The sequence below is a fragment of the Erythrobacter sp. genome, assembly GCF_038133525.1.
GTDB lineage: Bacteria > Pseudomonadota > Alphaproteobacteria > Sphingomonadales > Sphingomonadaceae > Qipengyuania.
Genome location: NZ_JAYPTL010000031.1, coordinates 1 through 24,424, shown reverse-complemented (window position 1 = coordinate 24,424; position 24,424 = coordinate 1). Strand labels below are relative to the sequence as shown.

The window sequence follows — 24,424 nt, the reverse complement described above, 5'->3', positions numbered from 1 at the left end:
GTAGTCCCTGAGCATGGTCTGGCGGATTGTGATCGGCTGCTCTGCACAGCTGCGAAAAATGTCGGTCAATTCCGGAATAGTTCCGCTTTTTTCAGTTTTGACCGATTGCGACCCGGCGAAAATCCGTGGGAGTCTGGCCGGTTAGCTCGCGGAAGGCGCGGTTGAAGGTGGGCAGCGAATTGTAGCCCAGATCCATCGCAATGGTCAGCACCGGCAAATCGACGCGGTCGCGATCGGCCAGGATCGCCTTAGCCTCGGCAATGCGGTGCATGTTGAGGAAGGCCGAGAAATTGCGATAGCCAAGTCGTCGGTTGATCAGCGCGCGCAGGCGATGTTCGGGCGTGTCGAGACGCGCGGCCAGTGTGGCGATAGTCAACCCCTCGGTGCGCCAGAATCCTTCCGTCATCGTCTGCTCGAGCTGCGCCTTGAGAACGATTTCCGACGGACTCAGCTCATGTGCGGATCGTTCCATGCGTGGTTCGCGAACCGTTTCCACCAGTAACTCAGGGTCGGTCTGCAGCAACGCGCTGCCCGCAAACAGCAAGAGCGCGAGGATCAAGGCCACGTTTATGATTTCGATTCTTGGATCGTGATTACCGCTGCCGACACCAGTGATGAGTTCGTAAAGCAGCACCCCGCCAGCCTGACCCGCGACGAGCAATGGCAGCCAAAGCCGCAATGCGCGCCGCTTCTCAATGAGATCGTCGGACCGACCAGCATAGGCGTTGCGCAAAAGGTCTGCGATCAAGACCAATGCGACCAAGTGAATAATGTAGAATCCTACGTTGCCCGCAGGAAGCAAGAAGTAGCCGATGAACCAACCAGACAGAAGTGCCAGGCTGGCAGCAGTTGTAGTGCGCCAGTGCGGCTCGCGTTCGAAAAGATGGAGGGCGACTTGCCAGGCAAAGAAAGGCGTGAAGAGCGAAACGAGGTCGATAAACGGTCGGTTTGGACTTCCCTGAACCATCAGCGGGGAGGAATTAAGCAAGTAGCAGCCAGAACCAACAAGTAATCCGCAGAGCGCAATACGAAGTTGCCGCCGGACATCTCCGGTCAAAACCATGAAGAGTAGAAGTGTGGCGACCCCGAGCGCGATCAGGCGCAACGCAATGTCCCATTGGACCAACATGAGGCCAGACCTAGCCTAATACATCACGCAATGTCATGTCGTTTCTATCCTCGCATACCGAAGGCATTCTCGCTAGGGAAAGCTAGGGAAATAAGGGGGTTGGGTCATGTTTCGGACAGTCAGGCGCATTCGGCAGCAACGGGCAATCGCGCGAGCGGAAGGGCATGAAGGGCCGCGCCGGATCTATTCATGGATCCACGTTTTCCGTGGGGAGGCCAATGCCCGCATACCGACCGATGCCGGAAAGCTGGCCGGCGATATGGTGCAGGGGCTCTATAGCTGCGTGGGCAAATCGCACTCCTACAACGGGGTGCAGGTGGTGCCCGGCGTCAACGCCATGATCATGAGCGAAGGCGGGCTGAAGCAAACCGCCTATGACCCGGCGACAGGGGTCGCCACTGTCGGCGCATCTGTGTCTGTCCGCGAGCTCAAGGAATTCCTGCTCACTCACGATCGGCGTCTGATCAATTCAGGCAATTACATGGCGCAGACGGTGGTCGGTGCTCTTGCGACTGGAACCCATGGTTTCGGGGAACGCGGGGTGATGGCCGATGCGGTGGTGGCGCTGACCTTCCTTGACGGGGAAGGGCGGCCCATCACCTTGAAGCGTGGCGATGCGGATTTTCCCTATGTCGCACTGTCCTTCGGGACGATCGCCCCGATTATCGAACTGCAGATCGAGACCGTGCCGATCGAGTCCTTCATTTCGACCAGCCATATCAATCGCCTGTCCAAGCTGCGCGAACTCCAGCAGGGAACGATTGCTTCCAACTGGGCGGTACTACCCTACACCGATCCCGAAGACCCGGTGATGATGCTGCACACCCTTGCACCGAGCCACGCGGCGCCCCGCAAGGCCAATGTGCGCAAGGGCGGCGGCCTGCTTGCACCCTTCGCGAACTGGATCATCGGTCGCTACCAATGGCTGGACAAGTGGATTCCACCCATGCGCCGTCCCCTCCAGCGCCTGCTCAACAAGCTGAATATCGTCCGGCGCGACCAGATAGAGACCGACCCGCGCGACATGGATTATCTTTATGATCCGACGCCCGGTCTCGTCAGCGACCGCCCGCCGAACATCCTGCGTGGCTGTTTCTCGACCACGTTCACGGGCTACAACCTCGCCTTCTTCGTGCCGCTGGAAAAGGCACCCGCGGTGGTGAAGTTCATCATGCGTGAGGCCGATGATCTGCGTGACCTGGGGTTTTATCTCAAGGGGATCATCTCGGTTCGCGAATTGACCGGAACGACGCCCCTGGTGTTCGGCGCGAACCACCGCGAGCCGGTGGCGGCAATCGATCTCTTCGCAGATCCGCGCGACTATGCCTGGCTCGAGCGGCTGCAAAGGCTGGTGCTGCAATATGAACCGACCGCGCGCCCTCACTTTGGCAAGAGTGCGCTGATGCCGGAGTTCCGCGATTCACTCGGGCAGGCCGAACTGGCCCGCTTGATGGACATCCATCGCACACATTACCCGCAGAAATCGTTGATGTTCAGCGAACGGGTGCGTGCTTTCCTCGATGTGGGCAGGCCGCTGGCAGGGCATGCCGCCGCCGACTCAGGGCTGATAAACTAGGCTGCGGCAGTTTCGGGGTCGTCCGTCGGGGCCGGCGAGACGACTCCGAAGGGTAATCGGGACCAAACACGCTCGTGAACGAAATAGAGCGCCAGCTTGGTGAAAACCTCCATCCCGCCGATCGATACAGCGGTGGCGATGTTGCCGGTGAATATCCAGGCCAGCACCATCGTGTCGAGCGAGGCGAGTACGCGCCAGGTTGCCGTCTTGGTGGTCGAGCGTCGATAGCTTTCGGTGCGGCGCTGGCCCTTCAGCACGATCCCCCAGCGCAGCTTCTCCCAGCCGTGCTCATGTAGGTAATAAAGCAGCATTTTGGTGGCCACTTCGGTCACTGCGATGGTGCTTGCGGCCTTGATCGCTTCGCCGCGATCATGCTCCAGACCAAAGAGTGGCCCTACGAACGTGATCAGCAGGAATGACAGTACGAGCGTGTCGATCGACCCGACGATACGCCACGACACGGCCTTGGCCAGGTGCCTGCTACGCGTGACCCGTGGGAAATGGCTGGGCGCCAGTGCGGGGCTTTCAGGTCCGAAAATCGGCGGCTCGGCTGCTTCACGCATTCGGGCAAAATACCGGGTGGCGCCGGAAACTGTCTACAAAAATTGCTGCCAGATGAACAAGATCGCCTAGTGTAACCGCAGGGGGAGGCGCAAATTTCAGCGTACGGGGCTCTTTCGTAACCACAAAATCGACCAGTCTCCGTTGACCAGGCGCCGCGCCAGGCGAAAGCCGTGTTTGCGGTATGCGCGCCGCACGCGCGCTTCCTGCGTTTCGAGCAGGCCTGCGAGCAGCAGGTTTCCGCCCGGCGGAATTGCACCGGAAAAGCTCGCCGCGAGTTCGACCAAAGGGCCGGCAAGAATATTGGCAATGAACAGGTCGTACGGCCCGCGCGCCTGCAGCAGCTGATGGGCCATGCCGTCTGCAATCACCATCGTCAGTTCGCCCGAACGCGCGCCCAGCGGGATATCGTTGAGCGCGGCATTATCGGCAACCACGCCTGCGCAAACCGGATCGATATCCGATGCTGTCGCCAAGGCACGCGGCCAGAGATGGAGCGCGGCGAATGCCAGCAGGCCGGTACCCGTACCGATATCGGAAATGTTCCGGGCGATCACGCCCTCGCGCCGCATCAAGTCCAGCATCGCAAGGCAGCCCGCGGTGGTAGCATGCTGGCCGGTCCCGAAAGCCTGGCTCGCCGGGATGACGAAATCGACTAATTCGGGGTCGGGCGCATGCTCGGGCGTTCTAACGTGGAAACGACCCGCACGGATCGGCTCGACGCCTTTCTGGCTTTCGGTCACCCAGTCGGTGTCGGGCAGTTTCTCGCTGCGCAGAGCAGGCGGGTCGCCTGCGAAAAGGGCGGCCACGCGGCGAATATCGGCGGCGGTCGGCTTGCGGTCGAGATAGACCTCGAATGTCCAGTCATCTGGCAGATGGTCGGCCACCTCCATGCCCGTGACCACCCAGTCGAGCGGGAAATCGAGTGCTTCTTCATGCGCGACAAGCGCCGCCCGCGCTTCGTCCTTCGAGCATTCGGCCAGGATCTTCCAAGCGGTCATTGCGCGGCCTCATCCGCCAGCCGCTTGTCGAGGCGCGCGGTGACTGCATCCGTATACTTCCTGCAGCCCTGACGGTCGATCAGCGGCGCCTCGCCCAGTAGCCGGCTGCGCATATTCGCGGCGCTGGGATGTGGCGCGAGCACGATATCGCAATCGAGCGCGCCGACGTCGGCTGTGCCCTTTCGGAAAGCGCGCAGCAGGTCGGAATGGTCGCTGAAGCGATACCCGTCCGAACTGATGGGATTGAGGCTGTCGACATAGACGATCGACCGGCACCCCGCATCTTCGCAGCTGCGCCAGGTCCAACTGGTCGCACCGAGTGTATGACCGGGCGTGAAAATGGGGATCATCTCTCGATCCGCGATGATTTGAGGTAGCTGTTCCTCGATTATTGCGATTGGACCGATCACGGGCGGGAAGGGTGGATGACCCGATTGAGCTTGTGGATCGCCTGCTCCCGGCAGGCCACTGCGCAGTACCGCAGCCGCTTCCGGGCTCGCGACGATTGTCGCGCCGGTTGCGGCCTGCAATCGTGCCATTCCTCCAACGTGGTCGAAGTGCTCATGACTCATCAGGATCAGCTTCACATCCCTCGGATCGAAGCCGAGAGTACGAATGTTGGCGAGGACAATCTCGGCGCCTTTGTCTGTGCCGCTATCGATCAGGAAGTGACCCTGCGCATTGGTCACCAGTATGGATGAAATGCCGCAGGTCCCGACATACCAGGTCGACCCATAGATTTGGAACGGCGGGGCAGGCTTGTCCCACTCGTCGAAGTCGGCGCAGCTTTCAGCCCACTCGCACATGGCGGTGGCCGGTTTGGCATCTTCTTCAATGGGTGCCGGTGCGGTGGCGCATGCGGCCAGCGCGAAGAGGGGTAGCAGCTTAGCGTACATAGCTAGCTCCATTGAGGTCGAGCGTGGCGCCCGTCAGGCTGGGCGGGGCATCGAGTGCGCACCATGCGATCGCTTCGGCTATCTCTTCCGGGGCTGCAACGCGGCCGAGCGGAATGTCTGCGAGCAGGCCAGGGCCGCCGCGGCTGGCGAGATAATCGCCCGCCATGGCCGTATCGGTGAATCCGGGTGTGATCGCGAAGCTGAGGATACCTTCGGCCGCATACTGCCGGGCGATGGTCTTGTGCATCGCCAGCATACCGCCCTTGCTCGCGGCATAGTGCCAGTGAGCCGGGGAATCGCCGCGGTGCCCGGCGCGGCTGGCAACATGGACGATGCGGCCACCGGTTCCGCGTTGTTGCCAGTGCCGCACCGCGAAGCGGCTGAGCTGGGCGGCGGCGGTCAGGTTGATCCGCATCGTTTCTTCCCAGGCATCGAGCCATTCGATGTCCGACGAATCGAGTGGGCTGGCCACGAACATGCCGGCATTGTTGACGAGCACGTCAATCGTACCGCCGGCCCGGGCAAGCGCAGCTTCCCATAATTCCTGCGGCGCACCGGGATCGGAGAAATCGGCGGGAACCGTATCGATCGCCGTACTGCGAGTCGCCTGGCCGATGACCTCGGCGCCGCGCACTTCGAGCGCTGCCTTGGCTGCCGCGCCAATCCCGCGCGACGAACCAGTGAGAAGGATGCTTGTCATGAATGCGCTATTCGAAAATTTGCAGGCTTTGTCGAGGCCGCCTGCCTTGCACGGCGCGTCATCTTCGCTAAGGGAAGGCCTCCAATTCCAAGAACCGGACGAGACATATGGCAAACCGGCCAATCGCACCGCACCTGCAAATCTGGAAATGGGGACCGCATATGGCGATCTCTATCCTCCATCGCGCGACAGGGGATGGCCTGGCCATCGTCGGGCTGGGCGTGCTGCTGTGGTGGCTCGGCGCAATGGCTTCGGGCGAAGCCGCCTACACGCTGTTCCAGGAGACGATGGGATCGCCCATCGGACTGGTGGTGCTGGTTGGCCTGTCATGGGCCTTCTTCAACCACATGATGAGCGGTCTGCGCCACTTCGTAATGGATATAGGTGCGGGTTATGAACTCGACACCAACAAGACCTGGTCGATCCTCGCCCCGGTTATCGCAATCCTCCTCACCGCCGCTTTCTGGGCGGTGATCATGCTTCGTTGAAGGTTAGAACCCATGGGTAACGGAACCTCGATCGGACGTGTGCGCGGGCTCGGCTCGGCGCATCATGGCGCTCATCACTGGCTGATCCAGCGCTTCACCGCCATCGGCAACCTGGTACTGATGCTGTTCCTCGTGACCAGCCTCGCGCTGCTGCCGAACTATTCCTACGGCACGATGACCGGCTGGGCCTCGCAGACACTGCCTGCGACCGCGCTCGCCCTGCTCGTGGTTTCGGTCTTCTGGCACGCACGCCTCGGCCTGCAGGTGCTGGTCGAAGACTATGTCCCCAATTCGGGTACCCGTTTCGGTGTGCTCGCCCTGCTCAATCTCGCAACCATCGGCGGTGCCGCTTTCGGGGTCGTCTCGATCGCCCGCCTCGCCCTTGGAGGAGCCGCCTGATGGCCCGCAACGCAACTTTCGAAATCGGCGGCCGCGCTTATCCGATCGTCGACCATACTTACGACACCGTTGTCGTCGGTGCCGGTGGCTCGGGCCTGCGCGCCACGATGGGTTCGGCCGAGGCCGGGCTCAAGACGGCCTGCATCACCAAGGTTTTCCCCACCCGTTCGCACACCGTTGCAGCGCAGGGCGGCATCGCCGCATCGCTGGGCAACAACTCGCCCGATCACTGGTCATGGCACATGTACGATACCGTCAAGGGATCCGACTGGCTCGGTGACCAGGATGCGATCGAATACATGGTGCGCGAAGCGCCGCAGGCGGTTTACGAGCTCGAGCACGCTGGCGTGCCCTTCAGCCGTAATGCCGATGGCACGATCTACCAACGCCCCTTCGGCGGCCACATGCAGAACATGGGCGAAGGCCCGCCGGTGCAGCGCACCTGCGCCGCGGCCGACCGTACCGGCCACGCCATGCTGCATGCGCTCTACCAGCAGAGCCTGAAGTATGATGCCGACTTCTTCATCGAGTATTTCGCGCTCGACCTGATCATGAAGGATACGCCTGGCGGCAAGGTCTGCGTCGGCGTGATCGCCATGTGCCTTGACGATGGCACGATCCATCGTTTCCGCTCGAAGGCCGTTGTACTCGCGACCGGCGGTTATGGCCGCTGCTATTTCACCGCGACCAGCGCCCACACCTGCACCGGCGACGGCGGCGGCATGGTGTTGCGCGCCGGCCTGCCGATGCAGGACATGGAATTCGTGCAGTTCCACCCCACCGGCATTTACGGCGCGGGCGTGCTGATCACCGAAGGTGCGCGCGGCGAGGGTGGTTACCTCACCAATTCCGAGGGCGAGCGCTTCATGGAACGCTATGCCCCCAGTGCGAAGGACCTGGCCAGCCGCGATGTCGTGTCGCGTTCGATGGCTCTGGAAATGCGCGAAGGGCGCGGCGTGGGCCCGGAAAAGGACCACATCTATCTGCACCTCGATCACATCGACCCCAAGATCCTCGCCGAACGCCTCCCGGGCATTACCGAGAGCGGAAAGATCTTTGCCGGCGTCGACCTGACGGTGCAGCCGCTGCCGGTGACGCCGACCGTCCATTACAACATGGGCGGCATCCCCTGTAACTATCACGGCGAAGTGATGGCGGGCGATCCGAACGATCCGGAAAAGATCGTCCCCGGCCTGTTCGCCGTGGGCGAGGCTGCCTGCGTTTCGGTCCATGGCGCCAACCGCCTCGGTTCGAATTCGCTGATCGACCTCGTGGTGTTCGGCCGCGCAACCGGCCATCGCCTCAAGGAAATCATCGCACCGGGCACCGCGCATGACGAGCTGCCGGGCGACAGTGCCGATCTCGCGCTGACCCGCCTCGATCACTTCCGCCATGCTGCGGGTGGTTCGCCCACCGCGCAGGTGCGTGCGGAAATGCAGAAGACCATGACCAAGCACGCCGCGGTGTTCCGCGACAGCGCGCTGCTCAGCGAAGGCGTCACCCGCCTGACCGAGATCAACAAGCGGATGCAGGATATTTCGGTGACCGACCGCTCGCTGATCTGGAACAGCGACCTGATCGAAACGCTCGAGCTCGACAACCTCATGGCACAGGCAAACGTCACCATGGCGAGCGCCGAGAACCGCAAGGAAAGCCGCGGCGCCCACGCGCACGAGGATTTCCCCGAGCGCGACGACAAGAACTGGATGAAGCACACCATCACCTGGTTCGAAGGCTGGGGCGGCAATGGCGGCGGAGTGAAGATCGATTACCGCCCGGTGCACGAATACACGCTCACCGACGACGTCGAATACATCAAGCCGAAGAAGCGGGTGTATTGATGCGGGCAGGGTTGGTCGCTTGCGCTGCAACGATAGCGGCGTTCGGTGCCACCCCCGCTTTCGCACAGCTATCCGTACCAGAAAAAGTTATGGTGACTGCGGTCGAATCTGGCTTCGAACACGATGTCGCCTTCCTCGAGAAGATCGCTTCGGTGAACAGCGGAACGCTGAACTTCGAAGGCGTCAGGCAGGTAGCCGAGATGGTTGCGCCTGAGTTCGAGGCGCTGGGCTTCACCACTGAATGGATCGACCAGTCCGCAGCCGGACGGGCCGGCCACTTGTTCGCGCGCAAGTCTGGCAGGCCCGGCAGCACGCGGATGCTGCTGATCGCGCATCTCGATACCGTGTTCGAACCGGACTCGCCGTTTCAGACGGTCTCCCGTGGGGGCGACATCCTGACCGGCCCGGGGGTTGAAGACGACAAGGGCGGCATCGTTGTCATCCTCGCCGCACTGCGCGCGATGCAGGCGGCGGGAACGCTCGCGGATGCCAATATCGTGGTCGCCATGACGGGGGACGAGGAAAGCGCGGGCAACCCCCTCGATCTGGCGCGGGCGGATCTCGTCGCTGCAGCAAAGGAGGCCGATGTCGCGCTCGATTTCGAAGGGCTGACGATCGAGGACGGGGTCGACATGGGTTCGATCGCGCGGCGCTCGTCGAATAGCTGGACGCTGACCGCCACGGGGATCGAAGGCCATTCGAGCCGGATATTCTCCGAACGCTCGGGCTTCGGCGCGATCTATGAACTGGCCCGCATTCTCGATGCCTTCCGCCGCGAGTTGCGCGAGCCCGACCTGACCTACAGCGTCGGCCTTGTTGCCGGCGGTGCCCGGGCGTCGATCTCCGACGACAACTCCGCCGCGCAGGCCAACGGGAAAGCCAACATCATCCCGCCGGTCGCCATCGCTCACGGCGACCTGCGCACGCTGACGCAGGAACAAACCGATCGCGTGGTAGAGAAGATGCGGGCCATCGTCGCCGAGCATCTTTCCGGGACCGATGCGACGATCGAGTTCGATTTCCGCTATCCGCCGATGGGCCCGACTGCCGGCAATCGTGCGCTGCTCGATCGGCTCAATGCGATCAATGCCGACATGGGCTTGCCCGAAATGCCGATCTTGCCACCCGCCCGCCGTGGGGCAGGGGACATCAATTTCGTCGCTTCCCTGATCGATGGGTTGATCGGATTTGGGCCCTCGGGTTCGGGAAGCCATGCGCCGGGCGAAACGGTCGACCTGACCACGCTGACTCGCCAGGCGCAGCGCGCAGCGATCATGATGAGCCGCCTCGCTGCTGAGGCTCGATAGGCGCCACCGGCGCTTCGCATTCCTGCCACAGATTTCCCTCGAGGCCTTGACGAGCATCGCCTGTGACCTCAATGTATCCACTGGATATATAATGAGAGACGAGTCGATGTTCGAAGCAGTACGCGCACAATTGTCGCAGGCGGTTCCCTATGCGGTGCACACCGGTGTGGAAATTCTCGAGGTGGAATCCGGTGGGGCGCGAGCCCGCTTGGCTGAGCAGCCCTACACGCTGAACCATGTCGGCAGCCAGCACGCCGGCGCGCTGTTCACCCTAGCTGAGGCAGCATCGGGTGCGGCTATGGTCGGTGCATTCCTGCCGCGCATGGCGACCATGCGGCCACTCGCTGCTTCGGCCTCGATCGACTATCTCGCGATTGCACGGGGCCCGATCGAAGCGACAGCGCGGATCGATGGCGATGTGCCGTCGCTTCTGGAGGCGCTCGATAAGGACGCGAGGATCCGGTTTCCGGTGACGGTCGAACTGGCCGATGAAACGGGCCGTGCCGTCGCCCGTATGACGGTCGACTGGCATATCAAGAGCCTGGCCGAAGCGGCCTGATACGTGGCGGGCCGGGCAGGATACCACCATGGCGATCTGGCGGCAGAGGCGGTCGCCATCGCGCTGGCGGACCTCGCTGCGGGAAGTGCAGAGCCGCTGTCACTGCGCGCCATAGCCACCAGGGCGGGCGTGGCGCACAGGGCGCTCTACAACCACTTCGGCGACCGCGAGGGATTCCTTGCCGCAGTTGCTGCTGCCGGTTACGCCAAACTGGCAGCGGCGCTGCAGGGCACCACCGAACCGCTCAGCTTCCTGCGCAGCTACGCCCGCTTCGCACTCGACAATCCGGCGCTCTATCGGGTGATGATGGAGCGCGGCTACGGGCAGTTCGAGGGTCACCCGGACCTGCGTGCCGCCGCGGACAAGGTCATTGCGCTGTCGCTGGCTGCCTTGGCACCCGATGGCGAGGATGACGAGACCCGTCGCCGCGCCGTCATGCGCTTCTGGATGATGGCCCACGGCGGGCTGGGCCTCCACCTGTCTGGCGTCCTGCGCCGGCGCAGCGACGAGGAATTCGTCGACGAACTGCTCCAGATTGCGGGACTGGCCGACGGGAATACGCCGCCTCCGCAATCGCTCTGGACTTCACCCCCGCCGGGAGACAAACCATGACCATGAACCTTGCTGCATCGATGCCATTCTCGCGCCTGATGGGTGTCGAAGTGACCAGCGCCGGTCCCGACGGGGTCGAGGGGACGATCACCGTCCGCGAAGATCTCTGCACCGCCAATTCGATCATGCACGGCGGGGCGATCATGGCCTTTGCCGATGCACTGGGTGCGGTAGGGGCCTTCGTGAACCTGCCAGATGGCGCGGGCGGGACGACCACCATCGAAAGCAAGACCAACTTCCTCGGCGCGGCCAAGGTCGGCACGACGGTGACGGGCAGGGCGACTCCGCTCTCGATCGGCCGCAGGATTTCTGTGTGGCAGACCGAGATCACCGGCGAGGATGGCAAGCGCGTCGCCGTGGTTACGCAGACCCAGCTCGTGCTCTGATCTTGCATACCGGGTCGCGCCACCTCGCCACGTTGCTGTTCGCACTTGCCCTGGGCGGCTGCATGGCGGGCGTCTCTCGACCCGATCCCGCACTTGATGCGCCCCGCTTCTACACAAAATCGATCAAGGCGCGCGGCATTCCAGTCCTCGCTTCGGGCAAGGTCCGCGACGAGGCGCTGCTGGCAGCCCATGACATGCTGGAGGGCATGCTTGCCCACCGGCCAGAACTGGCGAAATGGCTGGTCGAACACGACTATCGCGTGGCGCTCATCTCGGTGGATGAGGCCTTGCTCGACCTGCCGGAGAACGCGCATTGGACCAAGCCCGCGCGCGACGATCCGCGACTGACCAGATGCGAGCTGAAGCATTACGACGCCCGTATCGGCGCGCTGACCGATCGCGAATATTGGGACAACCGCGCCCGCGGGATTGGTGGCGACCGAGCGGTCGGTTCCGAAGAGGATGTGCTGGGCCTGCCCGTCAGCCGTTATTTCGGGGAAACGATCTTCGTCCACGAAATGGGCCACAACGTTCTGTTCGCGATCGAGAAGGTTGATCCGCCACTCTATCGTGAGATCGAGGCAGCCTATGCCAATGCGCTGGCCAAGGGACTCTGGCTCAACGAATACACCACCACGACGATGCAGGAATACTGGGCTGAAGGCACGCAGTTCTGGTTTGATTCAAACCGCCTGCAGGCTTTCGATGGGACCCGCATCCTCGATCATGGCGATCTCGCCGCCTACGATCCGCAACTCTACGCCGCCTTGGCCAAGGCCTATGGCGAAAACCATCGTTTGAAGGCCGACCCGTTCTGGATGCATCCCGCGCGCGTCCCCTCCGGGCCACCGCCGCAGAACACGGCCGAGGAATGTTGAGGCTTTTCGCTTTGCGTTGGCGCGATCCTGACGCATCGTGCCGCAAAGAGGAGTGACCATGCAGGACAAGACAGGCGCATGAGTGGGTCGGCGGCGGCGCCCGCAAAGCGCATCGGCCTGATCATGGCGATCCTGCTGGTTGCCGGGAATCTGATCGGCTCCGGCATCTACCTGCTTCCCGCAACCTTGGCGGCGATCGGCAGCATCAGCCTGTTCGGCTGGATCATCGCTGCGCTTGGGGCGCTGGTGCTGGGCGGGGTGTTCAGCCTGATCATGATCGTGCGGCCGAGCGAGGATGGTCTGGCAGACATGATTTCTGCGGCGATGGGTCCTTATTGGGGGTTCCAGAGCTGCCTGCTCTACTGGCTCGGCTGTTGGCTCGCCAATATTGCCATCGCGCTGGCCGTGACCGGATACCTAACGGTGTTCTTTCCCATACTCGATCAGCCAGGCTGGTCCGCCGCGGCCACGGCGGGGGTAATCTGGCTGCTCACCGGCATCGCTATCCTCGGCCCGCAGGCCATTGGACGCATGCATGCGCTGACTATGGCGGTCGGCCTGGTGCCGCTGCTGGCGGCCGGTACACTCGGCTGGATTTGGTTCGATCCTGACCTGTTCGCGACTTCTTGGGTGGTTAGCGGGGAAAGCTCCGCCAGCGCGGTCTATGGCTCGCTGCTCTCGGTGTTCTGGGCCTTCGTCGGGGTGGAGTGCGCGGCGATGGTAGCCCGTACGGTCGAACATCCCGAGCGGAATGTTCCATTGGCAACAATGGGCGGGATCGGGCTTGCCGCGATCGTCTACATGCTGGCTTCGACCGCAATCTTCGGCCTTGTCCCCGCCGCCGATCTCGCGGCTTCATCGGCACCATTTGCCCTGGCGGTCGAGAATATCCTCGGACCGGCTGCAGCCGGGCTGGTGGCACTCTGCGCCATCCTCAAGGCTTCTGGAACCTGTGGAGGATGGATATTCGTTACAGGCGAGACGACGCTGTGGTCGGCTGCTGCAGGTTACCTGCCGCGCTGGCTTGCCGTATCCGACGCACGAGGGGTTCCGGTGCGTGCATTGCTTGCGATGGGTGTGGGAATGACGATTGCGATCTTCGTTACCGCGGCCCCATCGATCGGCGAACAGTTCGAAACGCTGATCAATGCCGTGGTGGTGTTCACGGTGCTGATCTACATCTACGCCGCCTACGCGCTGATCCGCTTCACTGCGGCGTCGTCTCTGGCAATCAGGATGACTGCATGGATCGTGGCAGTGCTTGGTTCGGCCTTTTCGGCGTTGTTGATCATTTCGTCGGGAGCCATGCTTATCACGGTCACCGCAGTGCTGGCGCTGGCGACCGTGCCTGCCTGGTGGTTCGTCAAGCGGTCGGGGGTCAGTTTGCGCGCCGAGCCGTCACGATCCTGACCGGTTCGGCGAGCATCTGGCCCTTCATCCACCCGTCGCCTTTCTCCGGATCGGTCGGGGCATCGAAGATCGCACGTGCCACTTCCATCCCCGAAACGACGTGACCGAAGGCGGCGAAGCCGTCATGCTGGCCGGGGTCTGACGAATCCGGTCGTGCATCGAAGCCTGGCTGGTCGGAAATCATGATCGAGAAGTCTCCTGTCGCCGTGCCTGGCTCGTAACGCGCCATCGAAATCGTGCCCGCCTTGTGACGGATGCCGGTCACATTGGTCGGCTCATGCGCGATCGGTGGGAGTATCCTGTCTGGATGCATCTGCGTGCCTCCCTGAACCAGGCCGTTCGGCTGGTCGCCCCAGTCGAGCCGCATCGCGCGGTAGAAGACCGTTCCGTCGAGGCGGTGTTCGTCGACGTAGCGCAGGAAGTTGGCGGCGGTAATCGGCGCGCGTTCTACCTCGAGCGCAATTGTTATGTCGCCTAGCGTCGTTTCCAGCACGACTAGCTCGCTGCGAGGTTCGGTCGAAGTTGCTTCGCCCTCTTGCGCGGCGAGTGGGCTGGCGAAGAGGGCGAACAGTGCACAAAAGCGGGCGAACCATGTCATCGGTCCATCCTGATGCGCCGTTGGTCGAGACGCAAGCGCTCGGCGCTTTCATTAATCCACGCTTCAGGTTTACAACCGTAGTCACACTGCTTACAGGCGTAATCGTAAATTGTGCCTAGGGAGCGAATTGATGGCCAATCGTGGCAATCCAGTCGGGGAACGGATCAGCGAAGCCGAGTATGCGGTGATGGAAGTGCTGTGGGACAAGAGCCCGCTGAGCGCTGCCGAAGTCTGCGACAAGGTTTGCGCCGAGCGCGACTGGACCATGCCGACGGTGAAGACCCTGCTTGGGCGACTGGTCGCCAAGCAAGCGGTCGGCACCGAGCCACTGGGCCGCAAGTTCCTGTATCATCCGCTGATCGAGCGCGCCGAATATGTCGGCGTCGAATCGCGCCGCCTGGTGAATCGCCTGTTCGGCGGTCGTGCGGCGCCGCTCTTTGCGCACCTCGCCGAAAACGAGGCGCTCAGCGACAAGGATCTCGATGAGATCGAAGCGCTCTTGAGGGAGATGCGCAGATGACCGAAATTTTGCGGGGATATTGGGACTGGTTCCTGTTCGACACACTGCTGTGGACCGGTGCGCTTATCGCGTTCGTCCTGTTGCTGCGCCGCCCGGTTGCCCGGCACCTCGGTTCAGGTACCGCCTATGCCCTGTGGGCGCTGCCCGCGCTGCGCCTCCTGATTCCGCCGATGACGCTTCCCGCCTGGTTGGCGAAATGGGTTGCCCCTGCGGCGAAGCCCGCTTTCGATCCGCTCGACCCGGCGCTGTTCACTCCTGTCAGCGAACCGGCGAGTTTCACCTATTTCGTTCCAGAGTCCGGCCCGGTGGATTACGCCCCTGTGGTTGCCGAGCCGACCGATTTTATCACTCCGCTGATCGCCCTGTGGCTGGTAGGCGCAGTGGTCTTTCTGGTCCGTCGATTCTGGCTCTATGCAGAGCTGCGCCGCGAACTGCTGGACGATGCCGTTCCGGTCGGTGAGGTTGGGCGGATCCGCCTGATCGAGACCCCGGCGATCTCAGGTCCGATCGCCTTCGGCGTCTTCGACAAGGTGGTCGCACTTCCGGTCGGCTTCATGACCGCCCGTAATCGCCAGGCGCGCGATCTCGCGATTGCCCATGAGCTCGAGCATCACCGTGGGCATGACTTGCTGGCCAATATCCTGGTTCAGCCGCTGTTCGCGCTGCACTGGTTCAACCCGCTTGGTTACATGGGCTGGATGGCGCTGCGCCGCGATCAGGAAGCCTATTGCGATGCCCGCGTGGTCGCTGCCCGCCCGCGCGAGGAACGCGCCGCCTACGCTGGCGTGATCGCCGATTTTGCCCGTCGCCCGCAGGCCGCCCCGCGTCCTGCCCTGGCGGCACCGATGGCCTGTCCGGTTTTGGGGGACAAATCCATCATCCACCGTTTGAGGAATCTGTCCATGACCGACGTCTCTCCGCGCCGCCAGCTGGTTGCGCGCACCGGTCTCGTCGCCGCACTGTTTGCGCTGCCGATGACCGCTTCGATCTGTTACGCCAATGCGGCCGAGCCGCCGGTACCGCCCGAAGCCCCGGCCGCACCGCTGCCGCCAGAGCCGCCTGCCCCGCCGCTGCCGCCCGAGCCGCCTGCTGCGCCGGAAGTCGATAATTGGGATAGCGAACTGGATGGCGTGCAGGAAATCCGAACTGCTGACGGACGCGTCGAACGCCATGTCATCATCCGTCACGGCGATGGCGATGGTTCACGAGAACGTCGTGTCGAGCGTCGCGTAATCCGCCACGGTGATATGGAAGGCTGGAGCGCGGAGGAGCGCGCCGAGTTCGAGAAGGACATGGCTGAGTTCGAACGCGACATGGCCGAAATGCGCCGGGAGCTAGCCGACCAGAACATCGAAATTCAGCGCGAAGTCAGGATCGCCATGGCCGAAGCACACTCGGCAGCGGCCAAGGCGCGCGATGCGGCTCCGCGGGTGGTGATGTCTTGCCGCGACAAGGAAAACATCGTCACCACCGAAACCGATGCAAAGGGCCGCACCACCATGTTCGTGTGCGAAGCCAATGGCGATCGCATCGCGCTCAAGGCCATGAAGTCGGCGCGTAAGGCGATTGAGGCCGACCGCAACCTGAGCGACGAAGAACGCGCCGAGGCTCTGCGTGCCATCGATGAGGAAATTGCCGAGCACTCGCGCTGATACCCCTGCGCGAGTTGGACGGGGAGGGCGCGACCGCAAGGCTGCGCCCTTCTTGATTCCTAGCCGCCCGTAACGATCCGGTCGCAGGCCCGATCATCACCCCGCAGCCCCAATTGCAGGGCCTGGCTGCGCTGGCGGCTGGTGCCGTGAGTGAAGTTTTCTGCACTTACGCGGCCCTGGGTCAGCGTGTCATCGCCGATCGCGGTTGCGGCTGCCATGCCTCCCTCGATGTCGCCCGGCTCGATCAGATTGCGGTTCTTGCCCGCCCAGACGCCAGCATAGCAATCCGCCTGCAGCTCCATCAGCACCTGCAGCTGGTTCGCGCGCCGCGGGTCCTGTTGCTGCGCGCTGCGGATCTGTGCGGAAATGCCCGTGATCGTCTGCACGTGGTGGCCGAATTCATGCGCGATCACGTAATAGCGCGCGAAGTCGCCGCCGCGCCCCGACATCCGCCCCAGCTGGTCGTAGAAACCGACGTCGATGTAGATCGTCTGGTCCGCCGGGCAGTAGAACGGACCCATGCCGATCGAACCCGGTCCGCAGCCGGTGTTGAACCGCTGTTCGGTGGCGAAGCGAAGCATCGGCTGTTCGAATTGCGCACCCTGGTCGGCGAAAATGCCGGCCCAGGTCTGGTTGAGCGATTGCAACCCGTTGCAGGTCTCGGTCGCAAATTGGTTGGAGGTGCAGATTGCCTGCTCATCTTCGCCCATGGGGGCCTGCTGCACCTGACCTTGCTGCTGGATTCCTTCGACGGTTGCTGCAGTCTGGAACGGGTCGAGGCCAAAGACGAGATAGCCGATTGCGGCAATCACGATCGTCCCGCAGCCGATACTGCCCGCGCGGCCGCGACCGCCACCACCGCCTCCGGTCGTTCCGACGTTGATATTGCTGGTATCAAACGGATTGAGACGCATCGGCTTCCCCTGTCTGCTCTTGTGTCCGGCCGGTGTTCAGGCCAACGAATGCCCAATCAACGCTCGGAGGTCCAAATGTTTCTCGAAGGTAAGCGCGCACTCGTCACCGGTTCCACCTCGGGCATTGGCCTTGCGATTGCACGGGCGCTGGCGGCCGAAGGGGCGCAGGTGGTGCTCAACGGCTTCGGCGATGCCGATGAGATTGCCAAGCTGTGCGACGAGTTGGGTGCAGCGCATTCGGGTGCAGACCTTACCGATGTGGCGCAGGTCGAACAGATGATGGCCGATGCCGGGGACATCGATATCCTGGTGAACAATGCGGGAATGCAGCATGTCGCCCCGGTCGAAGACTTCCCGGTCGATCGGTGGAACCTGATCATCGCACTCAACCTCACCGCCGCGTTCCATACCACGCGACTTGCCGTGCCGGCGATGAAGAGAAAGGGCTGGGGCCGGATCATCAACACCGCGAGTGCGCATTCCAAGGTCGCGAGCCCGTTCAAGAGCGCCTATAATGCCGCCAAGCACGGGCTCGATGGTTTTACCAAGACGATCGGGCTCGAACTCGCCGAATTCGGCATCACCGCCAATTGCATCAGCCCCGGCTATGTCTGGACCCCGCTGGTCGAGAACCAGATTCCCGACACGATGAAGGCGCGCGGGATGACGCGCGAGCAGGTGATCAACGATGTGTTGCTGGTGAAGCAGGCGACTAAGAAGTTCGTCCAGCCTGCCGAAATTGGCGCCTTGGCGGTGTTCCTGTGCCGTGACGAGATGCAGAACGTCAACGGTGCGAACTGGAGCATCGACGGCGGCTGGACGGCTGAATAGCGCTTCCGCTAGCCGGTCAGGCACGCCTCCGCGATTGCCGAAACGTGCTCGAGGTCGGTGCCGCAACAGCCCCCAAGGACATTGATCGCCGGGTGTCGATCGAGCATCTCGCGATGCAGTTGCGCCAGCTCTGCCGGATCGCCGCGATCGAGTTCGGTCATGGCATCGAGTTCGGCATGGCTGCAGCGCGAGGCGTTCGCGCGGATCCCCCTGACCCGATCACCGACTTTCGTGGCTGCTTCATCAAGCGCTGCGAAGAAATGCACCGGGTGGGCGCAGTTGACCATGTAGTAAGCGGGATAGCTACCCGTCGCAGCATCAACCGCCGCGATCGCGTCTCCGAGATTTTGGCCGGTGGGTAGCTTCCCGTCCGTTTCCAGCGTGAAACTGATTGCCACCGGTAGCCCTTCATCGCGAGCTGCGGTGACGACGCCGAGGGCCTCGGGCACATTTGTCATGGTGATCGCGGTGATCATTTCACAGCCAGCGCGAGACATCCAACCGATCTGCCGGGCGTGGTAGGCAGCGGCAGCATCCGCCGACATGATCGCACCCGGATCATAGCCGTCGCCGCGCGGTCCGACACAGCCGCTGACAACCAGCGCCGGGACGCGGCCGACATAGTCCCGCTTGAGGTCGACCAGCATCGTGATCGCCTTGCGGACAAGTTCGGCGAGCTCTTCTTCGCTCATTCCCAGCGGCTTGGCCCAGTCCGGGCTGGCTCTCCAGGTGGCGCTCTCCAGGATGAACCCGACCTGCCTGCGAGCTGCCAGACCCAGAAAGCCGCGATAATAGCTAATCAAGGCATCCCGCCCCGCACCGCTTTGCAGCAGCGTGATCGACGAAAAATAGGGAAGGTCGATGCCGTGATTGAAGATGAGGTCGGTTTCGAGCCCGGCATCGGTCAGGAAGCGCCGTTGAAGCTGGGGCAATGGCTGCGTCGTCATCGTGCACCTCGTGTGATTGGTGTGGAACTGACGCGATCCCGGCATCTGTGTTATTCCTGAAACCGCTTTTGAACAACAGGAGATGCCCGGGGTGCCCAGTGACCCCCTAGCTATCCTCACAAACCGTCGTTACATGGGCCGCCACGAATCTCCCGGCAGGACAATCACAGTGGCAAATCTCGATATTCCCCTCGGCCTTACCTTCGACGACGTGCTGCTCGTGCCGGCCGAGAGCGATACCCTGCCTTCCATGGCCAATACGTCCACGCGGCTGACGCGCGAGATCGGGCTCAATATCCCGGTCATTTCCAGCGCGATGGATACGGTGACCGAAGCGGACATGGCGATCGCCATGGCGCAACTGGGCGGGATCGGCGTGCTGCACCGGAATTTCGAGGTTGACGATCAGGCTGCCGCGGTACGTGCGGTCAAGCGCTATGAAAGCGGCATGGTGGTCAACCCGATCACGATCCTGCCAGATGCGACGCTGGGCGAAGCGCAGGAGATCATGGCCGCAAACCGCATCAGCGGCATTCCCGTGACCGACACCTATGGCAAGCTTGCGGGTATCCTGACGAACCGCGACGTGCGCTTCGCCGAAAACCCCAGCCAGCCTGTGCGCGAGCTGATGACGGTCGACAATCTTGCCACCGTGCCGCTGGGTACCGGGCAAGAAGAAGCGCGTCGCCTGCTCCATGCCCGCCGCATCGAGAAGCTGCTGGTGGTTGACGACAATGGCCGCTGCGTCGGCCTGATCACGGTCAAGGATATCGAGAAGGCCGTTGCCTACCCCAGCGCCACCAAGGACGCCCAGGGGCGCCTGCGCGTTGCCGCGGCGACCACGGTGGGTGACAAGGGTTTCGAGCGGACCGAGGCGCTGATCGACGCCGGGGTGGATGTGGTGGTGATCGACACTGCCCATGGCCACAACAAGGACGTTGCCCGTGCGGTCGAACGGGTCAAGGCGCTGTCCAATGCGGTCCAGGTGATAGCCGGCAATGTCGCCACGGCCGAAGCAACCAAGGCGCTGATCGGCGCGGGCGCGGATGCGGTGAAAGTCGGCATCGGGCCGGGTTCGATCTGCACCACGCGCGTCGTCGCGGGCGTTGGTGTTCCGCAGCTCACCGCAATCATGGACTGTGCCGAAGAGGCCGAAAAGCAAGGCGTGCCGGTGATCGGCGATGGCGGCCTGCGCACCAGCGGCGATGCCGCCAAGGCGCTTGCTGCCGGGGCGTCGACGATCATGATCGGTTCGATGCTCGCGGGTACCGATGAAGCGCCGGGTGAAACCTTCATCTACCAGGGTCGCAGCTACAAGAGCTATCGCGGCATGGGCAGCGTGGGCGCGATGGCGCGTGGCAGTGCCGACCGTTATTTCCAGGCCGACGTCAGTCAGCAGAAGCTGGTGCCCGAAGGGATCGAAGGCCAGGTACCTTACAAGGGTCCCGCCAGCGCCGTCGTCCATCAGCTCGTCGGCGGGATCAAGGCTGCCATGGGCTACACCGGCAGCGCCACGATCGAAGACCTGAGGATGCGCGCCAATTTCGTGCGCATCACCAATGCGGGTCTCGCCGAAAGCCATGTCCACGACGTGTCGATCACCCGCGAGGCACCCAACTATCCGACGCGCTAAGCCCGGAGCCTTGGGATGACTCCCGCGGCGCGGGTCCAGACCGCGATCGAACTGCTCGATGTCGTGATTGCTGCGGCGCGTGCCAAGGGCGCGCCCGCCGATCGTATCCTGGCCGACTGGTTCAAGGCCAACCGTTTCGCCGGATCAAAGGATCGGCGCGCGATCCGCGAACTCGTCTTTGCCGCGATCCGTGCATGCGGGCCGGTGCCGGATACCGGGCGTGCTGCAATGCTGCGGCTGGCTGAGGTGGACACTTCCATCGTGCCGCTGTTCGATGGATCGAATTACGGAGCTGCGCCCGTAGCCGAGGGTGAGGCGGTTGCCGAAGGCGGCGTCGCTCCAGCCTGGCTCGCGGACCGACTGGCGGCATCGGATATCGCGGGGCCGGAGGCTGAGGCGCTGCTAGGCCGCGCCCCGCTCGACCTGCGGGTGAATTCGCTCAAGACCGATCGTGCCACGCTCAAGCTACCAGAGGCTGCACAATCGACCGATGCGCCGCATGGGCTGAGGCTCGCTCCCGGTACGCCCGTCGAGCAGTGGGACGCCTACCGCGACGGGTTGATCGAGGTGCAGGACACAGGCTCGCAGATCGCCTGTCTTGCGGTTGCTGCACAGCCGGGCGAGACGGTGATCGACCTCTGCGCCGGGGGCGGGGGTAAGACCCTCGCGCTGGCAGCCTCGATGGACAATCTCGGTCGTTTGATCGCCAGCGACACCGATCGCAATCGCTTGTCGCGGCTGATGCCCCGCGCAGAGCGGGCTGGGGCGACGAATATCGAGGCGCGATTGCTCAACCCACAGCGTGAAGCCGATGCGCTCGAAGACTTGCTGGGGACGACCGACGCAGTGCTGGTAGATGCACCCTGCTCGGGAACGGGTACCTGGCGGCGTAATCCGGAGGCGCGCTGGCGGCTCGATGAAGCCGAGCTCGACCGTCTTGTCAAAATCCAGGCTTATTTGCTTGATCTGGCAGCAAAACTCGTTCGACCGGGTGGCCGCGTGATCTATGTGACCTGCTCGCTACTCGACGAAGAGGGGGCCGGACAGTTCGATGGTTTCCTCTCGCGTCATCCGGGCTGGCAACCCGCCGCGATGGATCTGCCAGCCGGGCTGGCGCGAGGGAAAGGTACCCGCCTGACCCCGTTCCACGACGGCACGGACGGATTTTTCATCGCCTGTGCGGGCAGACCGTGATAGCTGATCGGGCTATGGCCGCCACGCCCGCCTATGGACGGAAACGCCCGCTGGAGATCTTGATGCGCTTTGCCCCCGCTGCTGCTGCCCTTTCGCTGGCCCTGGCCCTCACCGCGAGCGTGAGCTGGAGCGCCGATCGCGCCCCGGCACAGCATGTCGCGATGCTGGTGGCGCAGGGCGATGCGGCGCTGCACCACGGGGATGTGCAGGGCGCGATCGATGCCTATGAGGCCGCGCTGGCGGTTGATCCGGGCTATGCCCCGGTCCTGCTCAAGCTGGCGGAGGCGGCGCGCAAGGATGGGCTGCAGGGCAAGGCCATAGGCTATTATCGCGAGGCGCTGGCGCGCGATCCGCGCAATTTCGCGGCGATGTCAGGCGAGGGTGAGGCCCTGGTGGAACGAGGTGCGCTGGAAAAGGCGCGCGGCAATCTGGCCAAGCTCGAATCGCTCTGCGGTCAGAGCTGCCCGGAAACCGCTGCGCTGAATGCCGCGATAGCCGCCGGACCCAAGCCGCGCATCGTCACCGCCGATGCGACAATGCCCGAAAGCAAGGCACCCCAGGCCAACTGATCGTTCAGACGAGGTCGCGAAACGCCTCGACTACGGTGCGATAAACGCGCTTCTTGAACGGCACGATCAGGTCGGGAAGCAGTTCGGGTTCGACCCACTTCCAGTCGCAAAACTCAGGCGGATCATGCGCATCGATGTCGATATCGATGTCGTCGCCGGTGAAGCGGGCCAGGAACCAGACCTGTTCCTGTCCGCGATACTTGCCGCCCCACAGCTTGCCGATCAGTTCTTCGGGCAAGTCGTAGCGGATCGATTCCTCGGTCGCCTTCAAGATCGTGACGTGTTCGGCCCGTGCGCCGGTCTCCTCCGCCAGTTCGCGGATCGCGGCATCGCGCAGCTCTTCGCCCGGATCGACGCCGCCCTGGGGCATCTGCCACCAGTCACCTTCCTTGTTGTCGATCCGGCGGCCGACGAACACCTTGCCGTCCGCATTGACCAGCATGACCCCAACGCAGGGCCGGTAACCGAGCTCTGCGGTCATTCAGGCATACCTCGCCAGCATGATCTTCATGGCTGCGAACACGTTTTCGAGGTCCTTCTGGTAGCTCGGCACCGCCTGGCGCAGATTGGTGAAGCTGTGCGTGCCGCCTTTCACTTCGATAAAGACGTGGTCGATCCCGGCAAGGCTCAGCGCCGCGCCATAATCGCGGCCTGAATCGCGGATCGGATCTAGGCTGGCGGTCACCAGCACGGCGGGCGGGGTCCCCGCGTGATCGCCGAGAATCGGCATGGCCCGCCAATCGCTCTTGTCGGGGCGATAGGCGGCTTCGAAGAACTCCATGGCCGCCCGGGTGAGAACAAAACCCTCGGCGAAATCCACCACGCTCTTCGATTCGGCCCAGTCGCTGGCAAGCGGGAAGATCGGCACCTGCAGCAGCACCGGAACCGCCGCTGCCTCGCGCATCAGCGCCTGGGTGACCACGATGGTCGCATTGCCCCCGGCGCTATCACCGATCGGGACGAGGCCAGTTGCGCCACGGCCCAGTTCGGCGGGCGATCCGGCGATCCAGCGCGTTGCGGCAACACAATCGTCGATTGCGGCGGGGAAGGGGGCTTCGGGTGCACAACGATAATCGACCGCCACCACGGGCAGGTCCATCTGGTACGCGATTTCGGTGCAGAGGTTGTGGTGGGTGTTGAGGTCGCCAATCACGAAACCGCCGCCGTGATAGAAGCAGATGACCGGGCCGGGATCGCGGCTCTCGCACGCGTCATAGAGGCGGAGCGCGATGTCGCCGGCAGGGCCGGGGCAGGTCAGGTCGCGGATGACCGCCAGCTCACGTGCGGGCGCATCGGCCATGTCATGCAGCGCCTGATAGCCCGCGCGCGCTTCCTCGATCGTGACATCGCCCAGGGGCGGACCGCCGGCTGCCTCGAGCAGCGCAAGGAAGGCACGCACGTCCTCGCGGACATAGGGTTCTGGGTTGGCCAAGCTTTCTCTCCCCGGGGTTACGTTGCTTTTTGGGACTTAGCGCGTCCCTGCCGCTTTTCCACGCTCGATTTTCTCGCTAGCAGAGAAAAACTTGATTGCGAGAGGAGGGGGTGAGGCTTACCTGCCGCACCCCGACGAGATGGGCGCCGCATGCGACGGCGTGAGATAAGGATATTATCGGATGGCAACAGCCGCCACCAGGCCGCAGGCCGGTATTTCCCAAAACCCTGAGGCCGTTGTCGTTCGGTTCGCCGGCGACTCCGGTGACGGGATGCAGCTGACGGGCGGGCAGTTCACGCTGTCGACCGCGCTGGCCGGCAATGACCTGGCGACCTTCCCCGACTTCCCGGCGGAAATCAGCGCACCGCAGGGTACGCTGTTCGGTGTCTCG

At 63.3% G+C, this 24,424-nt stretch carries 26 protein-coding genes and 1 pseudogene; 17 read left to right on the top strand and 10 right to left on the bottom strand.

Annotated elements, in window-relative coordinates:
* Window positions 1-91: 91 nt before the first annotated feature.
* The gene (locus AAFM29_RS09865; protein ID WP_341712633.1) at window positions 92-1,105 is read right to left on the bottom strand and encodes a helix-turn-helix domain-containing protein; all 1,014 of its coding nucleotides are present in this window, start codon (window positions 1,103-1,105) and stop codon (window positions 92-94) included.
* Window positions 1,106-1,235: 130 nt separating this feature from the next.
* On the opposite strand from AAFM29_RS09865, the gene AAFM29_RS09860 reads away from it, so the two are divergent.
* Complete coding sequence (locus AAFM29_RS09860; protein ID WP_341712632.1) at window positions 1,236-2,705, top strand: FAD-binding protein; 1,470 nt, start codon at window positions 1,236-1,238, stop codon at window positions 2,703-2,705.
* Here the strand turns inward: AAFM29_RS09860 and AAFM29_RS09855 are convergent.
* From AAFM29_RS09855 to AAFM29_RS09840, 4 genes are all read right to left on the bottom strand, one after another.
* On the bottom strand, window positions 2,702-3,268 hold the full coding sequence (locus tag AAFM29_RS09855) for a DUF2061 domain-containing protein (RefSeq protein ID WP_341712631.1): 567 nt from the start codon (window positions 3,266-3,268) through the stop codon (window positions 2,702-2,704). The genes AAFM29_RS09860 and AAFM29_RS09855 overlap by 4 nt on opposite strands.
* A gap of 96 nt (window positions 3,269-3,364) precedes the next feature.
* A complete protein-coding gene (locus AAFM29_RS09850) occupies window positions 3,365-4,267 on the bottom strand; it encodes a 50S ribosomal protein L11 methyltransferase (RefSeq protein ID WP_341712630.1) in 903 nt (300 codons plus the stop codon).
* On the bottom strand, window positions 4,264-5,163 hold the full coding sequence (bla, locus tag AAFM29_RS09845; RefSeq protein WP_341712629.1) for a subclass B3 metallo-beta-lactamase: 900 nt from the start codon (window positions 5,161-5,163) through the stop codon (window positions 4,264-4,266). The genes AAFM29_RS09850 and bla overlap by 4 nt, the downstream gene beginning before the upstream one ends.
* Window positions 5,153-5,863, bottom strand: coding sequence for an SDR family oxidoreductase (locus tag AAFM29_RS09840; protein WP_341712628.1), 711 nt, complete (start codon window positions 5,861-5,863; stop codon window positions 5,153-5,155). Before AAFM29_RS09840 ends, bla begins: the two co-directional genes overlap by 11 nt.
* A 107-nt stretch (window positions 5,864-5,970) precedes the next feature.
* Here AAFM29_RS09840 and sdhC point away from each other — a divergent pair, with 107 nt between their 5' ends.
* From sdhC to AAFM29_RS09795, 9 genes are all read left to right on the top strand, one after another.
* Window positions 5,971-6,351, top strand: a complete 381-nt coding sequence (gene sdhC, locus AAFM29_RS09835; protein ID WP_341712627.1) for a succinate dehydrogenase, cytochrome b556 subunit — start codon at window positions 5,971-5,973, stop codon at window positions 6,349-6,351.
* Window positions 6,352-6,363: 12 nt separating this feature from the next.
* A complete protein-coding gene (sdhD, locus tag AAFM29_RS09830; RefSeq protein ID WP_341712626.1) occupies window positions 6,364-6,750 on the top strand; it encodes a succinate dehydrogenase, hydrophobic membrane anchor protein in 387 nt (128 codons plus the stop codon).
* Window positions 6,750-8,591, top strand: a complete 1,842-nt coding sequence (sdhA, locus tag AAFM29_RS09825; protein ID WP_341712625.1) for a succinate dehydrogenase flavoprotein subunit — start codon at window positions 6,750-6,752, stop codon at window positions 8,589-8,591. Before sdhD ends, sdhA begins: the two co-directional genes overlap by 1 nt.
* The gene (locus AAFM29_RS09820; protein ID WP_341712624.1) at window positions 8,591-9,898 is read left to right on the top strand and encodes a M20/M25/M40 family metallo-hydrolase; all 1,308 of its coding nucleotides are present in this window, start codon (window positions 8,591-8,593) and stop codon (window positions 9,896-9,898) included. Before sdhA ends, AAFM29_RS09820 begins: the two co-directional genes overlap by 1 nt.
* Before the next feature lie 91 nt (window positions 9,899-9,989).
* Window positions 9,990-10,457: a DUF4442 domain-containing protein gene (locus AAFM29_RS09815; protein ID WP_341712623.1), complete on the top strand. Its 468-nt coding sequence runs from the start codon at window positions 9,990-9,992 to the stop codon at window positions 10,455-10,457.
* 3 nt (window positions 10,458-10,460) lie between these two features.
* Entirely contained in the window at window positions 10,461-11,069 is a 609-nt protein-coding gene (locus tag AAFM29_RS09810) for a TetR/AcrR family transcriptional regulator (protein WP_341712622.1), read from the top strand.
* A complete protein-coding gene (locus tag AAFM29_RS09805; RefSeq protein ID WP_341712621.1) occupies window positions 11,066-11,455 on the top strand; it encodes a PaaI family thioesterase in 390 nt (129 codons plus the stop codon). The genes AAFM29_RS09810 and AAFM29_RS09805 overlap by 4 nt, the downstream gene beginning before the upstream one ends.
* A 2-nt stretch (window positions 11,456-11,457) precedes the next feature.
* Window positions 11,458-12,333 (top strand): glycoside hydrolase, encoded by an 876-nt coding sequence (locus AAFM29_RS09800; protein WP_341712620.1) that lies wholly within the window; start codon window positions 11,458-11,460, stop codon window positions 12,331-12,333.
* A gap of 78 nt (window positions 12,334-12,411) precedes the next feature.
* A complete protein-coding gene (locus AAFM29_RS09795; protein WP_341712619.1) occupies window positions 12,412-13,743 on the top strand; it encodes an amino acid permease in 1,332 nt (443 codons plus the stop codon).
* Here AAFM29_RS09795 and AAFM29_RS09790 read toward each other — a convergent pair.
* Entirely contained in the window at window positions 13,712-14,341 is a 630-nt protein-coding gene (locus AAFM29_RS09790; RefSeq protein WP_341712618.1) for a peptidylprolyl isomerase, read from the bottom strand. The two genes, AAFM29_RS09795 and AAFM29_RS09790, sit on opposite strands and share 32 nt — an antisense overlap.
* Window positions 14,342-14,471: 130 nt before the next feature.
* On the opposite strand from AAFM29_RS09790, the gene AAFM29_RS09785 reads away from it, so the two are divergent.
* Window positions 14,472-14,861 carry a BlaI/MecI/CopY family transcriptional regulator gene (locus tag AAFM29_RS09785; RefSeq protein ID WP_341712617.1) on the top strand — a complete coding sequence of 130 codons (390 nt, stop codon included), beginning with the start codon at window positions 14,472-14,474 and terminating at the stop codon, window positions 14,859-14,861.
* On the top strand, window positions 14,858-16,513 hold the full coding sequence (locus AAFM29_RS09780) for a M56 family metallopeptidase (RefSeq protein ID WP_341712616.1): 1,656 nt from the start codon (window positions 14,858-14,860) through the stop codon (window positions 16,511-16,513). The genes AAFM29_RS09785 and AAFM29_RS09780 overlap by 4 nt, the downstream gene beginning before the upstream one ends.
* Before the next feature lie 59 nt (window positions 16,514-16,572).
* Here AAFM29_RS09780 and AAFM29_RS09775 read toward each other — a convergent pair whose 3' ends face one another.
* Window positions 16,573-17,427: a neutral zinc metallopeptidase gene (locus AAFM29_RS09775; protein WP_341712615.1), complete on the bottom strand. Its 855-nt coding sequence runs from the start codon at window positions 17,425-17,427 to the stop codon at window positions 16,573-16,575.
* Between the two features lie 75 nt (window positions 17,428-17,502).
* On the opposite strand from AAFM29_RS09775, the gene AAFM29_RS09770 reads away from it, so the two are divergent.
* Window positions 17,503-18,258 carry a 3-hydroxybutyrate dehydrogenase gene (locus AAFM29_RS09770; RefSeq protein ID WP_341712614.1) on the top strand — a complete coding sequence of 252 codons (756 nt, stop codon included), beginning with the start codon at window positions 17,503-17,505 and terminating at the stop codon, window positions 18,256-18,258.
* A gap of 8 nt (window positions 18,259-18,266) precedes the next feature.
* On the opposite strand, the gene AAFM29_RS09765 is transcribed toward AAFM29_RS09770, so the two are convergent.
* The gene (locus tag AAFM29_RS09765) at window positions 18,267-19,205 is read right to left on the bottom strand and encodes a homocysteine S-methyltransferase family protein (protein ID WP_341712613.1); all 939 of its coding nucleotides are present in this window, start codon (window positions 19,203-19,205) and stop codon (window positions 18,267-18,269) included.
* A gap of 133 nt (window positions 19,206-19,338) precedes the next feature.
* Here AAFM29_RS09765 and guaB point away from each other — a divergent pair, with 133 nt between their 5' ends.
* From guaB to AAFM29_RS09750, 3 genes are read left to right on the top strand one after another with little or no spacing between them, the layout of a single operon-like run.
* A complete protein-coding gene (gene guaB / locus AAFM29_RS09760) occupies window positions 19,339-20,838 on the top strand; it encodes an IMP dehydrogenase (RefSeq protein WP_341712612.1) in 1,500 nt (499 codons plus the stop codon).
* A gap of 15 nt (window positions 20,839-20,853) precedes the next feature.
* Window positions 20,854-22,032, top strand: a complete 1,179-nt coding sequence (locus AAFM29_RS09755) for an RsmB/NOP family class I SAM-dependent RNA methyltransferase (RefSeq protein WP_341712611.1) — start codon at window positions 20,854-20,856, stop codon at window positions 22,030-22,032.
* Between the two features lie 14 nt (window positions 22,033-22,046).
* Window positions 22,047-22,601, top strand: a complete 555-nt coding sequence (locus AAFM29_RS09750; protein ID WP_341712610.1) for a tetratricopeptide repeat protein — start codon at window positions 22,047-22,049, stop codon at window positions 22,599-22,601.
* Between the two features lie 4 nt (window positions 22,602-22,605).
* Here the strand turns inward: AAFM29_RS09750 and AAFM29_RS09745 are convergent, their stop codons facing one another.
* Window positions 22,606-23,082, bottom strand: a complete 477-nt coding sequence (locus tag AAFM29_RS09745) for an RNA pyrophosphohydrolase (RefSeq protein ID WP_341712609.1) — start codon at window positions 23,080-23,082, stop codon at window positions 22,606-22,608.
* Window positions 23,083-24,033: an alpha/beta hydrolase gene (locus tag AAFM29_RS09740; protein ID WP_341712608.1), complete on the bottom strand. Its 951-nt coding sequence runs from the start codon at window positions 24,031-24,033 to the stop codon at window positions 23,083-23,085.
* 181 nt (window positions 24,034-24,214) lie between these two features.
* Between AAFM29_RS09740 and AAFM29_RS09735 the strand changes: the two are divergent.
* Window positions 24,215-24,424: pseudogene (locus AAFM29_RS09735) on the top strand (2-oxoglutarate ferredoxin oxidoreductase subunit alpha); the annotation flags it as partial.

Coding starts and splice junctions, on each gene's coding strand:
- AAFM29_RS09860 (WP_341712632.1), top strand. CDS start 1,236: ATGTTTCGGACAGTCAGGCGCATTCGGCAGCAACGGGCAATCGCGCGA.
- AAFM29_RS09855 (WP_341712631.1), bottom strand. CDS start 3,268: ATGCGTGAAGCAGCCGAGCCGCCGATTTTCGGACCTGAAAGCCCCGCA.
- AAFM29_RS09850 (WP_341712630.1), bottom strand. CDS start 4,267: ATGACCGCTTGGAAGATCCTGGCCGAATGCTCGAAGGACGAAGCGCGG.
- bla (WP_341712629.1), bottom strand. CDS start 5,163: ATGTACGCTAAGCTGCTACCCCTCTTCGCGCTGGCCGCATGCGCCACC.
- AAFM29_RS09840 (WP_341712628.1), bottom strand. CDS start 5,863: ATGACAAGCATCCTTCTCACTGGTTCGTCGCGCGGGATTGGCGCGGCA.
- sdhC (WP_341712627.1), top strand. CDS start 5,971: ATGGCAAACCGGCCAATCGCACCGCACCTGCAAATCTGGAAATGGGGA.
- sdhD (WP_341712626.1), top strand. CDS start 6,364: ATGGGTAACGGAACCTCGATCGGACGTGTGCGCGGGCTCGGCTCGGCG.
- sdhA (WP_341712625.1), top strand. CDS start 6,750: ATGGCCCGCAACGCAACTTTCGAAATCGGCGGCCGCGCTTATCCGATC.
- AAFM29_RS09820 (WP_341712624.1), top strand. CDS start 8,591: ATGCGGGCAGGGTTGGTCGCTTGCGCTGCAACGATAGCGGCGTTCGGT.
- AAFM29_RS09815 (WP_341712623.1), top strand. CDS start 9,990: ATGAGAGACGAGTCGATGTTCGAAGCAGTACGCGCACAATTGTCGCAG.
- AAFM29_RS09805 (WP_341712621.1), top strand. CDS start 11,066: ATGACCATGAACCTTGCTGCATCGATGCCATTCTCGCGCCTGATGGGT.
- AAFM29_RS09795 (WP_341712619.1), top strand. CDS start 12,412: ATGAGTGGGTCGGCGGCGGCGCCCGCAAAGCGCATCGGCCTGATCATG.
- AAFM29_RS09790 (WP_341712618.1), bottom strand. CDS start 14,341: ATGACATGGTTCGCCCGCTTTTGTGCACTGTTCGCCCTCTTCGCCAGC.
- AAFM29_RS09785 (WP_341712617.1), top strand. CDS start 14,472: ATGGCCAATCGTGGCAATCCAGTCGGGGAACGGATCAGCGAAGCCGAG.
- AAFM29_RS09780 (WP_341712616.1), top strand. CDS start 14,858: ATGACCGAAATTTTGCGGGGATATTGGGACTGGTTCCTGTTCGACACA.
- AAFM29_RS09775 (WP_341712615.1), bottom strand. CDS start 17,427: ATGCGTCTCAATCCGTTTGATACCAGCAATATCAACGTCGGAACGACC.
- AAFM29_RS09770 (WP_341712614.1), top strand. CDS start 17,503: ATGTTTCTCGAAGGTAAGCGCGCACTCGTCACCGGTTCCACCTCGGGC.
- AAFM29_RS09765 (WP_341712613.1), bottom strand. CDS start 19,205: ATGACGACGCAGCCATTGCCCCAGCTTCAACGGCGCTTCCTGACCGAT.
- guaB (WP_341712612.1), top strand. CDS start 19,339: ATGGGCCGCCACGAATCTCCCGGCAGGACAATCACAGTGGCAAATCTC.
- AAFM29_RS09755 (WP_341712611.1), top strand. CDS start 20,854: ATGACTCCCGCGGCGCGGGTCCAGACCGCGATCGAACTGCTCGATGTC.
- AAFM29_RS09750 (WP_341712610.1), top strand. CDS start 22,047: ATGGCCGCCACGCCCGCCTATGGACGGAAACGCCCGCTGGAGATCTTG.
- AAFM29_RS09745 (WP_341712609.1), bottom strand. CDS start 23,082: ATGACCGCAGAGCTCGGTTACCGGCCCTGCGTTGGGGTCATGCTGGTC.